Raw genomic sequence first — 12,284 nt, 5'->3', positions numbered from 1 at the left:
CTCGTGCGCCGCGCCCGTTCATCGCGCCACCCGGCCTTCGGCCCGGTCCTGGAGCCACTGCCCGGCGGCCGAGACGGCCAGCACCGTGAGGGTGATCGCCGCGCCCGGGAAGACCGCCGTCCACCAGGCGACCTCGACGTAGTCGCCGCTGCCGGCGAGCATCGCGCCCCACTCGGCGGTGGGCGGCTGCGGGCCGAGTCCCAGGTAGCTGAGCGCGGAGCCGGTGACGATCATGCCGCCGACGCCGACGGTGGCGAGCGCCAGCAGCGGGCCGACGGCGTTCGGCACGATGTGCCGCAGGACCACCTGGAGCCGGGACCAGCCGAGCACGGTGGCCGCCTCGACGTAGTCGGTGCCGCGCACCCGCAGCACCTCGGCGCGCACCAGCCGGGCGTAGCCGGGCAGGGTGACCAGGGCGAGGCCGGCCACCAGGTTGCCGGTGCCGGTGCCCAGCACCGCGACCACCAGCAGCACCAGCAGCACGCCGGGGATGGACATCAGCACGTCCAGCGCCCGGGCGACGACCCCGTCGACGGCCCGCCCGCCCTGGGCGGCCAGGACGCCGACCACGGTGCCGGCCGCCAGCGCCAGGGCGGAGGCGGACAGGCCGATCAGCAGCGAGGGCCGGGCGCCGTGCACCACCCGGGAGTAGACGTCGCGTCCGTTCTCGTCGGTGCCCATCCAGTGCGCGGCCCCGGGGGGCAGCAGGCTGTCGGCGGCGTCGGCGGCGTCCGGGCCGGTGCCGGTGAACAGCCCGGGGGCGAGCGCGGCCAGCAGGAGGACGGCGCAGAGCGCGAGCCCGACGGCGGCGCCGGGCCTGATGCGGGGGACGACCACGGTTCCTCCTCAGTTCTCTCGGGTGCGCAGTCGCGGGTCGATCAGCCGGTAGGACAGATCGACGGCGGTGTTGACGACGGCGCAGACCAGCCCGGCCACCAGCACGATGCCGATGACCAGCGGCAGGTCCTTGTTGCGGACGGCGGTGACCGCGAGCGTGCCCAGCCCCTGCCGGGAGAAGACCGACTCGACCACCACCGCGCCGCCGATCAGCGAGCCGGTCAGCCAGCCGACCAGGGTGGTGACCGGCAGCAGGCCGTGCCGCAGCGCGTGCCGCAGCCGGACCGCCGCCTCGCCGACGCCCCGGGCGCGGGCCGTGGTGACGAACGGTTCGTCCAGGGTCTGTTCCAGCCCGCGCCGCAGCACCCGGGTGATCACCGCGGCGGGCGCGGCGGCCAGCGCCAGGGCGGGCAGGACGAGCCCGTCCAGTCCGGGCGCCCCGAGCGCGGGGAACCAGCGCAGCCTGAAGGAGAACAGCGCGAGCAGCAGGGTGCCGAGCCAGAAGGCGGGCACCGCGACGCCCAGGCCCTCCAGCAGCGCGGCCGGGGTGCGCACCGCGCGCGGGCGCCCGGCGGTCAGCAGGGCCGCCGCCAGCGCCAGCACGACGGTCACCAGCACGGTGGCGGCCAGCAGTTGGAGGGTCGGGCCGAGCTGCTGGCCGATCGCGGTGCGCACCGGGAGGTGTAGCACGTAGGAGTCGCCGAGGTCGCCGCGCAGCACGTGGCCGAGGAAGGTCGTGTACTGGAGCGGCAGCGGCCGGTCCAGGCCGTACTCCCGGGTGATCTCGGCGCGCAGCTGGTCGCTGGTGCCGCGCAGGCCGGTGAGCAGGTCGACCGGGTCGCCGGAGGTGAGGTGCAGGGCGAGGAAGGCGACCGTCACCGCGCCCCACAGCACCAGGACGGCGCTGCCGAGCCGGCGGGCGGCGGCGCCGATCACGGCGCGAGCCAGGTGTCGGCGAAGTTGGGGAAGCTCTGCTGCTCGAAGACGACGCCCCGCACCCGGGCCGAAGTGCCCAGCACGTAGGTGTTGTTGAAGACGGGCAGGATCGCCGCGTCGTCGCCGATCTTCTGCTGGACGGCGGTGTACAGGGCCTTCTGCCGCTGCACGTCGGTAGTCGCGAGCGCCTCGGCGAGCTGGGCGTCGACCTGGTCGTCGCGGTAGCGGGCGGCGTTGTTGTCGATCTTGGCGGTGGGCACGTGGGCGCTGCCGAAGACCAGCCGCAGCGCGTCCGGGGAGGAGTTGTTGGCGCTGCTGTTGAGGAGGTCGTAGTCCCCGGCGAGGACGCGCTTGACGTAGGTGCCGGTGTCCAGGTTCTGGTTGCGGATCTCGATGCCGAGGTCCTTGGCGGCGGCCTGGATCTGGGTGGCCAGGGCGGTGTACTGGCCGAAGTACTCGCCGATGTACAGGAAGTCCAGGCTCAGCCGCTTGCCGTCCTTGGTGCGGTAGCCCTCGGCGTCGCGCGCCGTCCAGCCGGCGTCGGCCAGCAGCTTCCCGGCGGCCGCGGCGTCGTAGCCGTACTGGCCGGCGACGCTCGCCGCGTACTGCGGGGTGGAGGGCGAGAGCGCCCCGGTGGCGGCGGGGGAGACGCCGAAGTAGAGCTTCTGGACGATCAGGTGCCAGTCGATGCCGTTGCGCAGCGCCTTGCGCAGCCGGACGTCGGTGAGCGGGCCCTTCTCGGTGTTGGGGTTGAGGCTCCAGGGGACGCCGGGGGAGACGGCGCTGTGCACGCTGAACTTGGGGTCGGCCTTGAGCTTGGCCACGTTGACCGGGGCGATCGCGGCGGCGGCGTCGGCCTGACCGCTGGTCAGCGCGCCCTGGCGGGAGGCGTTGTCCGGGACGATCCGCACGGTCAGCCGGTCCAGGTGGGCGGCGCCCCGGTTGACGGCGCCGTCGGGGGCCCAGGCGTAGTCGGCGCGGCGCTGGTAGGTGATGCCCTGCTGCGGGGTGAAGCCCTCGGCGCTGGTGAAGGGGCCGGTGCCGACGATCTTCGAGCAGAGCGCCTTGGGGTCGCCGGCCAGCGTGGCGGGCGACTCGATGCCGAGGCTGGGCGAGGCCAGGCCGGTGAGGAAGGAGGAGGCGGGCGCGGCGAGGGTGACCTCGACGGTCCTCGGGTCGACCACCCTGGCCGACCGGTAGTTCTCGATCAGCTGGGCGGCGCCGGCGGACTTGGTGGCGGGGGCGACCACGTGGTCCAGGTTGGCCTTCACCGCGGCCGCGTCGAAGGCGGTGCCGTCGCTGAAGGTGACGCCCTCGCGCAGGGCGAAGGTGTAGGTCTTCTGGTCCTCGGAGATCGTCCAGGACTTCGCCAGCCAGGGCTGGATGGTGCCGCTGTCGTCCTGCCAGACCAGGGAGTCCAGCGCGGCCCGGGAGAACAGGGCGTCGGCCTGGCCCTGGTGGGGGTCGAGGCAGGTCGGGCCGTAGGGGACGGCGAGGGTGAGGGTGCCGCCGTCCACCGGCTTCCCGCCGTCGGCGGCGCCGCTGGACGTGGTCGCGGATCCGGCGCAGGCGGCGGTCGCCGGGAGCACGGCCAGGGCGGCGACGAGGCCGAGTCTGGAGCGGAACCTCCGGCTGCGGACGGCGGTTCGGGACCGGCCGGCGAGGGCGGCCGGCCGGAGGGACGCGGTGCGGGGGAGTGCGGTGGCGGGTGTGGCGGTGTCGGGGTGCGGCTGCATGACGGGCTTCTCTCCGAGGCGCGCGGACGGCGGCGGGGCCGCCGGGGGACGGGTCGGGGCGCCGCGAGGGCCGCCGCGCGGCCCGGCCGGTCAGAAGGGGCCGGTGGACCGCGCGGGGGCGCAACGCGGCCGGGGACACAGCGCGCTGTCGGTACGGGAGAGGTCGATGGCCCGGCGGGTGGCGGCAAGCAGCAGGCGCATGCCTGGCAGGCCACGCGTGGCGGACACCCCGTACTCCTCGAAGAGCGGCTCCGGAACCGGAGCACCGATGAACGATCGGTTCTCGCCCCTGGAATGACGCGAACGATCAATACTGACCCTGATAGTTAATCAGACTGAACTGGCTTGTTCAATGATTGTCCGGTCTGCGGGATGCAGCGCCCGTCGCAGCGCGTCCGCCTGGGTCGCCAGCGAGTGCCGGCTGACCCCCGCGCGCGGGTCCTTGATGTCGAAGCCGTGGTACGCGCCGGGGAAGACGTGGAGCTCCAGCGGGACGTCCGCCTGGGACAGCCGCAGGCCGAAGTCGATCACCTCGTCCCGGGCCACCTCCAGGTCCCCGACCGAGAGGTAGACCGGCGGCAGGCCGTCCAGCCGCTGCGCCCGGGCCGGCGCGGCGTACGGCGGCACGTCCGGGTGGCCGGGCGGCAGCGGGTGCAGATAGGCGGCCCAGCCGGCCAGCGAGGAGCGCCGGTTCCAGGTGCGCCGGTCCTGGACCAGCCGGCTGGAGGGCGTCAGGTGGCGGTCGTCCAGGACCGGGGCGTGCAGCAGCAGGAGCGTCGGCAGCGCCTCGCCGGTGTCGCGCAGCGCCAGGGTCAGTCCGGTCACCACGGCGGCGCCCGAACTGCTGCCGGCCAGTGCCACCCGGCCGCCGTCCGCGCCGAGCCCGGCGCCCTCGCGGCGCAGCCAGCGCAGCACGGTGCGGCAGTCCTGCTGGGCGGCGGGGTAGGGGTGGCGCGGTGCCAGCCGGTATCCGACCGAGACCACGACCGCCCCCGCGCCCTCGGCGTACAGCTCGCACAGCGGGTCGAACCACTCCAGCCGCTCGCCCGCGGTGAAGCCGCCGCCGTGCACGAACACCACGGTCGGGAGCGGGGGTTCGGCGGGGCCGGCGCCCGGCCGGGCGGGCAGGTAGACGCGCACCGGCACCGGCGGGGCGTCCGGGTCCTGCGGGTCGTGCGCCACCAGGTCCCGGCGCTCGGGCCCGGCCGCGTCGGGGCGCAGCGGGGCCATGCCCGGCACGGGGGCGACGAAGCCCGCCAGCAGCTCCCGGTCGAGCCGGGGGGAGATGTCTTCCATGAGCGCGCGGTCCTCTTCCTGTCCGGCGGCCGGCATCAAACTGAACTGGTCAGTTCAGATCAGTTCTACCAGGAGGAGTGCGCTACTGTGAGGAATGTGAACGAACGTGAACTCCCGATGACGGGCCGTGGCCGGATCGACAAGCGCAGCGCCATCCTTGACGCCGCCGTCAAGGTGTTCACGCGCGAGGGCTACGCGCAGGCGGGCATCGACGCCATCGCCGCGGCCGCCGGAGTGGCCAAGCCGACGCTCTACAACCACTTCGGGGACAAGGAGAACCTCTTCCGGGTGGTGATGCGGGACGGTGCCGAGCGCACCGCCACCCGCATCGTCGCCGCGCTGGCCACCCTGCCCGACGACGGGCAGGACCTCGAAGGCGAACTGGAGCGGGTGGCGCACCGCGTGGTGGAGTGTCAGCTCAGCGACGAGGGCTGGGCGCTGCAGCGGCTGCTCTACGCGGAGGCCTCCCGGCTGCCCGACCTCTACGACCAGGTCGTGGCGCGCGGCTCGCAGCCGGTGGTGGACGTGCTGGCCGGGCGGCTGTCCAGCCTGGCGAACCGGGGCCACCTGGAGCTGGACGACCCGGCCGTCGCGGCGGCCCAGTTCATCGGCCTGGTCTCCGGCAACCTGCCCGGGCTCTCGGCCCTCGGCACCCGCCCGGTCGCGCCGTCGGACCTGGACACCGCCGTTCGGACCGGTGTGCACACCTTCCTGCGCGCCTTCGGTACCGCCCGCCGCCGGTCCGGCCGGCGGGGCTGAGGCGCCCCGGGAACGGGAGCGCGGCCGGACACCTGTTCGGTGCGTGCCGGCCGCGAGATGGCTCCGTTGCTTCAGCCGCCGAGGCGGGCGAGCAGGATGCGTGCCCGGCGGGACTTGGCCTCGGCGCGGTTCTTCAGGTGCAGCGCGTGGGCGAGGCGGTGCTGCTCGGCCTCCCGCATCCGCTCGTTGATGATGGCGCGCGCGGTGTCGAGGTGGTGGTTCATGGTGCGTCGTTCCCCCTTGCCTGCGGGTGCCCGCCGATGGCTTCGGCATCGGCCTCAAGGCCCCCTTGCGCCTATGATTCTACACCAATTTCTGAGCAGGAGCCGACGTTTCGCAGCCGTGACGGGTTGTTGTCCTGTTGTTTAAAGGCCTGTTGATTGGTGAGGTTTGGGTGTGCCGGGCGTGTCCGGGCGTCGTCCGGCGCCGGTAGCATGGGTCCGGCTCCGGGGGGCCGCGAATGAGCATGCCGCGCAAGGATCATGACGATCGGTCAGATCGGAGCGCCTGGACTCGATGGGGGCTCGGATGGGATCGCCGGGAGTGAGCGGCCGGTCCGGGGTGCTGGCCCCGTCGCTGCGGCTCTGGCTCGGGCTGATGGCCGCCTTCGGGGCGGCGGCGGTCGCCGTGCTCGGGGTGGTGTACGGCGGCGAGGGCGAGCCCGGCGCGGTGGACGCCCGGATCGGCGCGGCCGTGGACGGGGTGGGGGCGCCGTGGCGGAACGTCGCACTGGCCGTCGACGCCCTGGGGGAGCCGGTGGGGGCCGTGGTGCTGGTCGCGGCCGCGGTCGCGGGCTGCCTGCTGCTGCGGCAGCCGCGCGCCGCGGTGTTCCTGATCGCCGGCGTCGGCCTGAGCGTGGCGACGGCGACGCTGCTCAAACACCTGGTGGGCCGCACCATCCACGGTGCGAACCTCTCCTTCCCGAGCGGGCACACCGCCTTCCTCACCGCGCTCGTCCTCGTGCCGGCGGTGCTCGCGGCCCGCGGCAGGACGGCGGGCCCGCTGCTGGTCGTGGCCGCGGCGCTGCCGGCCGGCGCCGTCATGGGCTGGGCGGAGGTCGCCCTCGGCGCGCACTACCCGACCGACACCCTCGGTGGCTGGTGCACCGCGCTGGCGGTGACACCGGCCACCGGGTGGCTGGTCGACCGGACGGCCGGTCGGTGGTACGCGGCGCACTGAACCCCTGCCGAACCGCATCGCAGGGGGTTCGCGGCGGGTGCTTCGGAGCGGGTGGGGCACAGCGGGGCGGTTCACCCCGGACGGCTCAGACCCGGCGCCGGAACACGGGTTTCACCGGCCGGCCGGCCAGCCAGGGGGTGGGGTCACCGGCGTCCAGCGCCTTGCGGTACACGGCGCAGGCCTCGGCCACCACCTCGACGGTGTGGTCGATGTCGGCGTCGTCGAGCGCGCTGCTCACCACGAACGACGGGGCCAGCACCCCGCCCAGCACGAGCCGGCGCAGGAACAGGGTGCGGTAGGGCTGCGACGGCTGCCGATGCTCGTCGAGGGTGGCGAAGACCAGGTTGCTCGCCCGTCCCCGGACCACGACGTGGTCGCCGACACCCGCGGCCGCGGCGACCGCGCGGACGCCTGCGGCCAGCCGCTCGCCGAGGGCGTGCAGCCGGGCGGTGATGCCCTCCTCGGTGTAGGTGGCCTGCACGGCCATCGCGGCGGCCAGCGAGTGCGTCTCCGCGCCGTGGGTGGTGGACAGCAGGAACACCCGGTCGCCGGGGTGACGCAGCCCGCCGCGCTCCATCAGGTCCCGGCGCCCGGCCAGCGCGGAGACGGCGAACCCGTTGCCCAGCGCCTTGCCGAAGGTGGACAGGTCGGGGACGACGCCGTACAGGCCCTGGGCGCCCGCCTCGGACCAGCGCAGACCGGTGATCATCTCGTCGAAGACCAGCAGGCAGCCGTGCCGGTCCGCCAGCTCCCGCAGCCCGGCCAGGTACCCGGGCGGCGGCTCGGTGTGGCCGGCGGGTTCGAGGATCAGACAGGCGATCTCGTCCCGGTGGCGGGTGAGCAGTTCCTCCGTGGCGGCCAGGTCCCCGTACGGGAAGGTCACGGTGAGCTCGGTGGTCGCGGCGGGGATGCCGGTGGACATCGGCGTGGTGCCGATGAACCAGTCGTCGACGGAGAAGAACGGCTGGTCGCCGCAGACGGCCACCCGCTGGCGCCCGGTGACGGCGCGGGCGAGCCGGACCGCGGCGGTGGTGACGTCGGAGCCGTTCTTCGCGAACTTCACCATCTCGGCGGTCGGCACCGTGGCGAGGAAGCGTTCCGCGGCCTCGACCTCCACGACGGACGGCCGGACGAAGTTGCTGCCCCGCTCGATCTCCCGCCGCACCGCCTCGATCACCCGCGGGTGGGCGTGGCCGAGGCTGACCGAGCGCAGGCCGGAGCCGTACTCGACGTAGCGGTTGCCGTCGACGTCCCACACGTGGGCGCCGCGGCCGTGGCTGATGACCGGGGCGAGGTCCTCGGGGTACTGGTCGTCGCCCTTGGCGTAGGTGTGGGCGCCGCCGGGGATCAGGGCATGCAGCCGCTCGTTCGCCCGCCGCGATCCGAGCCGGTCGGACTCCCCGGAGTGCCGGGCGTGGGTGTCTCGGGTGGTCATGGCGGCCCTCATCCCTTCCCGTGCCGCAGGACCTCGGCGAGGCTCGGCGCCTCCCGGTCCCGCTTGGACACCGACGTGGCCGGCAACGGCCAGGGGATGGCGAGTTCGGGGTCGTCGAAGGCGATCGTCACGTCCTCGGCCGGATCGTGCGGTCGGTCGATCCGGTACGAGACGTCGGCGGTCGCGCTCAGCGCCTGGAAGCCGTGGGCGCACCCGGCCGGGATGTACACGCTCGTCTGCGTCTCGCCGGACAGCTCGAAGAAGGCCCGGCCGAGGAAGGTCGGCGAGTCCGGCCGCAGGTCCACCACGACGTCGAAGACCTCCCCGGAGGAGCAGCGCACCAGCTTGGCCTCACCGGCGCCGGAGCGCAGGTGCAGGCCGCGCAGCACGCCCCGCACCGAACGGGACAGGCTGTGCTGGACGAAGGCGCCCGGGTCGAGGCCCACCGAGCGGATCACCTCGGCGTCGAAGGTGCGGCAGAAGAAGCCGCGTTCATCGGCGTACGGGGTCGGTTCGAACAGGTACGCACCGGCGATCGCCGGAACTTTGGTCGCCCTCATGGAGCCTCCCCTGGAGAGTGGTTGTGGGTCAGGTCGTGGTCGAGGCCGCGGCCGGCCGTCGGGAAGAGGGCCGCGGTCAGGGCGCCGAACTGCCGTTCGAGCTCCCGGCCGGCGGCCAGGTTGCGTTCGGCGAGGGTCTGCCGCAGCTCCGCCGACTGCTTCTCCAGCGCGCGGAACTGCTCGATCAGCCGGTCGGCGTCGACCTCCCGGGCCGGGTGGCAGTACGCCCCCAGCCCCATCCGGGCCATCAGCGCCTCGCTCTTGGCCGCGTAGCTGAGCGCGAGCGTCGGCGTACCGGCCTTCAGCGCGCAGATCAGATTGTGGTATCGGGTCGCCACCACGGTGTCGGCGGCGGCCGTCTCCTCCATCAGGTCGGCCAGCGAGGCCGGCGAGGCCGCGGTGAGTAGCGGCGAGTCCACGGCGGCGAGGATCGAGGTGACCACCGGTTCGTCGACGTCGTCACCCCAGAGCAGCCGGACGGGTCTGCCCTCCTCGACCAGCGCGCGGACGAAGCGGGTCGTGCCGTCGAGGTAGCGCCGGTGGATCTCCTCCGCCCGGGCGCGGTCGTCGTTCCCGCCGTGGAAGGCCATGACGCCGACGCAGACCGGTCCCGGCGGACCCTGCGGCGCGCCCGCCGGCGGCGCCGGCAGGGAGAAGGCGAGGTCCGGGTAGACCTCGTCGCGCCGGGTGTCCACCCCCATCGCCCGCATCGCGTCGCGGGACGGGGCGTCCCGGTACGAGCGGTAGGCGGCCAGCCGCGCCGACCAGCGCACCAGGATCCGGGTGGGCCGGCTGCCGATCGTGGCGGCGCCGACGCTGACCAGCGCCACCCGGGTGCCGAACAGCCGCCCGGAGGCGCAGAGCAGGAACAGCGCGTACGGGAAGCCCCACGGCCGCAGCGGCAGGGTGGCCTCCAGGACGCCCATGCCCGGCACGATCACCACGTCGTGCCGGCGCACCCAGGCGGCGGTGCGCACGGCGTCGACGATCTTGCCCAGCCCCTTCGCGGCGACCGAGCCCGCCCGGGAGGCCGTCCGGTACTCCCCGCGGTACCAGTGCAGCCGGGTCGCGGGGATCCGGAACCGGGCGGTGACCGCCTCGGGCCCGCCGCACAGCGCGTCCACGACGGCCTCGGGGTGCTCGGCGCGCAGGTAGCGCAGCACCGCCTCCAGCGAGCCGTCGTTGCCGAGGTTGCCGGAGCCGAGCAGGCCGAACACCCCGACCCGCACCGGTGTTCCGTGCGCCGCGGTCATGCCCGCCTCCCCTCGCGCCCGGCGACCAGCGCGTCCACCGAGACGGCGAGCCGGTCCGGGTCGACCGGCGCCCGGTCCTCGACGCGCTCGCCGGCGCCCGGCCGGACCCGGCTGGTCGCCCAGGCGGCCAGGTGGCGGTAGCAGGCGCGCCGGTCGGCGGGGGACAGCGGCACCCGCCGGATCGTCGCGACGAACCCCCAGACGTACTCGGCGAGCAGCCGGGGCGTCGGGTGCAGCGGTCCCGCCCGGCGCGGGTCCAGGTTGACGCACCGGGAGCGCTTGGAGGGGTTGGCCCGCTCGGCGCGGGTGGGGTGGTCGCGGCGGAAGTACAGCAGCTCCGGCACCTGGTGGAAGGGCCCGCGCAGGCCGATCTCGGCGACGAAGGTGCGGTCCGCGTGGTGGTAGCTGTCGAGCGGCTTCACCCGGCGCAGCACATCGGCCCGGATCACCCCGTAGAAGTCGTCGCCGCCGGGCTCGAACAGCATGCTGCGGAAGCGCTCCGGCGCGTGCGGCGAGGCGGTGGCGAGCCCGTACTCGTAGGGGACCTTCACCCGGCCGTCGCCGTCGATGACCGCCTGGTCGGCGTGCGCGAGGATCACCTCCGGCCGCTCGTCCAGCGCCTCCACGCAGCGCCGCAGCAGGTCGCGGGCGTAGAGGTCGTCGTGCGAGGCCCACTTGAACAGTTCGCCGCGGCACTCCTCGAACACGCGGTTGTGGTTCGGCGAGGCGCCGATGTTCCGCGGCAGCCGCAGGTAGCGGATGCGGGAGTCCTGCGCGGCGTAGCGGCGGCAGATGTCCTCGGTCGCGTCGGTCGAGGCGTTGTCGGAGATGACCAGCTCGAAGTCCTCGTAGGTCTGGCCGAGCAGGGCGTCGAGCGACTCGGCGAGGTACTCCTCGCCGTTGTAGACGGGCAGCCCGATGCTCAACCGGGGAACCGCGGTCATGGCGTCCTCACTTCGGGGATGTCGTTCTCTGGTTCGGAAACAAGGGCGCGGTGGTGTTCGCGCAGGGCGGCCCGCAACTGCTGCCACCACACGGCCGAGCCGCAGGCGGTGGCGGTGGCGACGCCCCAGGCGGAGCCGGCCGTGCCGGCCAGGGCGGCGCCGCCGAGGCCGCCGCCGAGGTAGCAGGCGGAGGCGAACAGCTGGCAGCGCAGGCTGCGCCGGGCCGCGGCGAGCGCCCGCAGCCCGGCCGCCGCGCCGGTGCCCAGGCCCGCGCCGGCGACGCCGAGGGTGGCCGGCACGATCAGCTGGGAGGAGGAGTGCCAGACGTCGCCGAGCACCAGCTCGCCGAGCCGGTCCGGCATCAGCAGCAGCGCGCCGCCCCACAGCAGCGCGGCGGCGGCCTGCCCGCCGCCCAGCCGCAGGCAGAACCCGCCGAGCCGGTGGGAGGCCTGCCGCAGCACCCGGGCGGCCTCCGCCACGGTGACCAGGGACAGGCCCATCAGCAGGGCCAGGAAGGGTCCGAGCAGCAGCTCGGCGCCCCGCACCGTCCCCACCGCGCCGACCCCGGCGATCGCGCCGAGCCCGTACGCCCGCAGCTGGCCGGCGGCGCTGAGGCTGACGTTCTCGACCAGGTACCGGCTGCCGAGGTCGCGCTGCTCGCGCAGCCACCCGCGGGCCCCGGTCACCCGGGGCCGGATGCCGGACTGCAGGAAGCCGTACCCGGCGGCCACCGCGGCGGCGGCGCCCCAGGCCAGCAGGAAGGCGGCGACGGTGCCCACCCGGGCCGCCACGACCATCGCCGGGACGAGCGCGACGCCCTGCACCAGGTCATTGGTGAAGGCCTTGCGCCCGGCGCCGGCGGCGAAGAACGCGAACCGCCGGGAGTCCTGCAGCAGCAGCGCCGGCAGGGCGAGGCCGAGCGAGACGAACGCGGGCCCGATCCGGCCGCCGAGGCCGAGCCCGACCAGCAGGCACCCGGCGCCGAGGGAGGAGCCGATGACCAGCGCGGTCCCCGAGGACCGGGCCGCCGCCGAGCGCCAGAGCGCCTCCGGCACGCCGCTGAACCGCACCATCAGCGGATCGGTGGCCAGCCCGCGGGCGACGTTCAGCACCAGGCCGTAGGTCAGCCAGGCCAGGCTGAACACGCCGAACGCGGTCACCCCCAGCGAGCGGGCCACGAAGACGCCCACCGCGAAGTTGGTCATGCTGGAGACCGCCTGGTCGGCCAGGCCCCAGGACAGCCGCCCGGCGACGCCCCGCCCGCCGCCCCGTCCGCCCCGTCCGGTCGGCCCGGTCCCCGCAGGCGGGTCCGCCGGTGTCGTGCTGCTCTCCTCCTCGGTGGTCATCGG

Annotated in this window: 12 protein-coding genes; 2 read left to right on the top strand and 10 right to left on the bottom strand. The window is 74.7% G+C overall.

Features of this window, described 5'->3' with window-relative positions:
* Positions 1 to 18: 18 nt before the first annotated feature.
* The 4 genes from ACFVVL_RS20260 to ACFVVL_RS20245 all read right to left on the bottom strand — a co-directional run bounded on the left by ACFVVL_RS20260 (position 19) and on the right by ACFVVL_RS20245 (position 4,805).
* On the bottom strand, positions 19 to 837 hold the full coding sequence (locus ACFVVL_RS20260; protein ID WP_380288968.1) for an ABC transporter permease: 819 nt from the start codon (positions 835 to 837) through the stop codon (positions 19 to 21).
* A gap of 9 nt (positions 838 to 846) precedes the next feature.
* Positions 847 to 1,773: an ABC transporter permease gene (locus ACFVVL_RS20255; RefSeq protein ID WP_380288970.1), complete on the bottom strand. Its 927-nt coding sequence runs from the start codon at positions 1,771 to 1,773 to the stop codon at positions 847 to 849.
* Entirely contained in the window at positions 1,770 to 3,509 is a 1,740-nt protein-coding gene (locus ACFVVL_RS20250; RefSeq protein WP_380288972.1) for an ABC transporter substrate-binding protein, read from the bottom strand. Before ACFVVL_RS20250 ends, ACFVVL_RS20255 begins: the two co-directional genes overlap by 4 nt.
* A gap of 330 nt (positions 3,510 to 3,839) precedes the next feature.
* A complete protein-coding gene (locus ACFVVL_RS20245; RefSeq protein ID WP_387677053.1) occupies positions 3,840 to 4,805 on the bottom strand; it encodes an alpha/beta hydrolase in 966 nt (321 codons plus the stop codon).
* A gap of 96 nt (positions 4,806 to 4,901) precedes the next feature.
* Between ACFVVL_RS20245 and ACFVVL_RS20240 the strand changes: the two genes are divergently transcribed.
* The gene (locus ACFVVL_RS20240; RefSeq protein WP_387677050.1) at positions 4,902 to 5,564 is read left to right on the top strand and encodes a TetR/AcrR family transcriptional regulator; all 663 of its coding nucleotides are present in this window, start codon (positions 4,902 to 4,904) and stop codon (positions 5,562 to 5,564) included.
* Between the two features lie 71 nt (positions 5,565 to 5,635).
* Here the strand turns inward: ACFVVL_RS20240 and ACFVVL_RS20235 are convergent, their stop codons facing one another.
* The gene (locus ACFVVL_RS20235) at positions 5,636 to 5,788 is read right to left on the bottom strand and encodes a hypothetical protein (protein WP_380288978.1); all 153 of its coding nucleotides are present in this window, start codon (positions 5,786 to 5,788) and stop codon (positions 5,636 to 5,638) included.
* 319 nt (positions 5,789 to 6,107) lie between these two features.
* Here ACFVVL_RS20235 and ACFVVL_RS20230 point away from each other — a divergent pair, with 319 nt between their 5' ends.
* Positions 6,108 to 6,743 (top strand): phosphatase PAP2 family protein, encoded by a 636-nt coding sequence (locus ACFVVL_RS20230; protein WP_380288980.1) that lies wholly within the window; start codon positions 6,108 to 6,110, stop codon positions 6,741 to 6,743.
* A gap of 85 nt (positions 6,744 to 6,828) precedes the next feature.
* On the opposite strand, the gene ACFVVL_RS20225 is transcribed toward ACFVVL_RS20230, so the two are convergent.
* Genes ACFVVL_RS20225 through ACFVVL_RS20205 form a run of 5 tightly spaced genes read right to left on the bottom strand, consistent with a single transcriptional unit; the run spans position 6,829 to position 12,281 of the window.
* Positions 6,829 to 8,178 (bottom strand): glutamate-1-semialdehyde 2,1-aminomutase, encoded by a 1,350-nt coding sequence (locus ACFVVL_RS20225; RefSeq protein ID WP_380288982.1) that lies wholly within the window; start codon positions 8,176 to 8,178, stop codon positions 6,829 to 6,831.
* Positions 8,179 to 8,186: 8 nt separating this feature from the next.
* The gene (locus ACFVVL_RS20220; RefSeq protein ID WP_387677047.1) at positions 8,187 to 8,738 is read right to left on the bottom strand and encodes a dTDP-4-dehydrorhamnose 3,5-epimerase family protein; all 552 of its coding nucleotides are present in this window, start codon (positions 8,736 to 8,738) and stop codon (positions 8,187 to 8,189) included.
* Entirely contained in the window at positions 8,735 to 9,991 is a 1,257-nt protein-coding gene (locus ACFVVL_RS20215; RefSeq protein ID WP_387677044.1) for a polysaccharide pyruvyl transferase family protein, read from the bottom strand. The genes ACFVVL_RS20220 and ACFVVL_RS20215 overlap by 4 nt, the downstream gene beginning before the upstream one ends.
* The gene (locus ACFVVL_RS20210) at positions 9,988 to 10,935 is read right to left on the bottom strand and encodes a glycosyltransferase family 2 protein (RefSeq protein ID WP_387677041.1); all 948 of its coding nucleotides are present in this window, start codon (positions 10,933 to 10,935) and stop codon (positions 9,988 to 9,990) included. The genes ACFVVL_RS20215 and ACFVVL_RS20210 overlap by 4 nt, the downstream gene beginning before the upstream one ends.
* Positions 10,932 to 12,281, bottom strand: coding sequence for a hypothetical protein (locus ACFVVL_RS20205; RefSeq protein ID WP_387677038.1), 1,350 nt, complete (start codon positions 12,279 to 12,281; stop codon positions 10,932 to 10,934). The genes ACFVVL_RS20210 and ACFVVL_RS20205 overlap by 4 nt, the downstream gene beginning before the upstream one ends.
* Positions 12,282 to 12,284 lie beyond the last annotated feature (3 nt).

The organism is Kitasatospora sp. NPDC058115 (assembly GCF_042884635.1).
Lineage (GTDB): Bacteria > Actinomycetota > Actinomycetes > Streptomycetales > Streptomycetaceae > Kitasatospora.
The sequence above is the reverse complement of the archived record's forward strand: the minus strand, read 5'-3'. Positions and strand labels throughout refer to the sequence as shown.

Excerpts from the sequence above, each read along its gene's own strand:
- ACFVVL_RS20215 (WP_387677044.1), bottom strand. The coding sequence starts at position 9,991 with ATGACCGCGGCGCACGGAACACCGGTGCGGGTCGGGGTGTTCGGCCTG.
- ACFVVL_RS20225 (WP_380288982.1), bottom strand. The coding sequence starts at position 8,178 with ATGACCACCCGAGACACCCACGCCCGGCACTCCGGGGAGTCCGACCGG.
- ACFVVL_RS20210 (WP_387677041.1), bottom strand. The coding sequence starts at position 10,935 with ATGACCGCGGTTCCCCGGTTGAGCATCGGGCTGCCCGTCTACAACGGC.
- ACFVVL_RS20205 (WP_387677038.1), bottom strand. The coding sequence starts at position 12,281 with ATGACCACCGAGGAGGAGAGCAGCACGACACCGGCGGACCCGCCTGCG.
- ACFVVL_RS20235 (WP_380288978.1), bottom strand. The coding sequence starts at position 5,788 with ATGAACCACCACCTCGACACCGCGCGCGCCATCATCAACGAGCGGATG.
- ACFVVL_RS20250 (WP_380288972.1), bottom strand. The coding sequence starts at position 3,509 with ATGCAGCCGCACCCCGACACCGCCACACCCGCCACCGCACTCCCCCGC.
- ACFVVL_RS20245 (WP_387677053.1), bottom strand. The coding sequence starts at position 4,805 with ATGGAAGACATCTCCCCCCGGCTCGACCGGGAGCTGCTGGCGGGCTTC.
- ACFVVL_RS20220 (WP_387677047.1), bottom strand. The coding sequence starts at position 8,738 with ATGAGGGCGACCAAAGTTCCGGCGATCGCCGGTGCGTACCTGTTCGAA.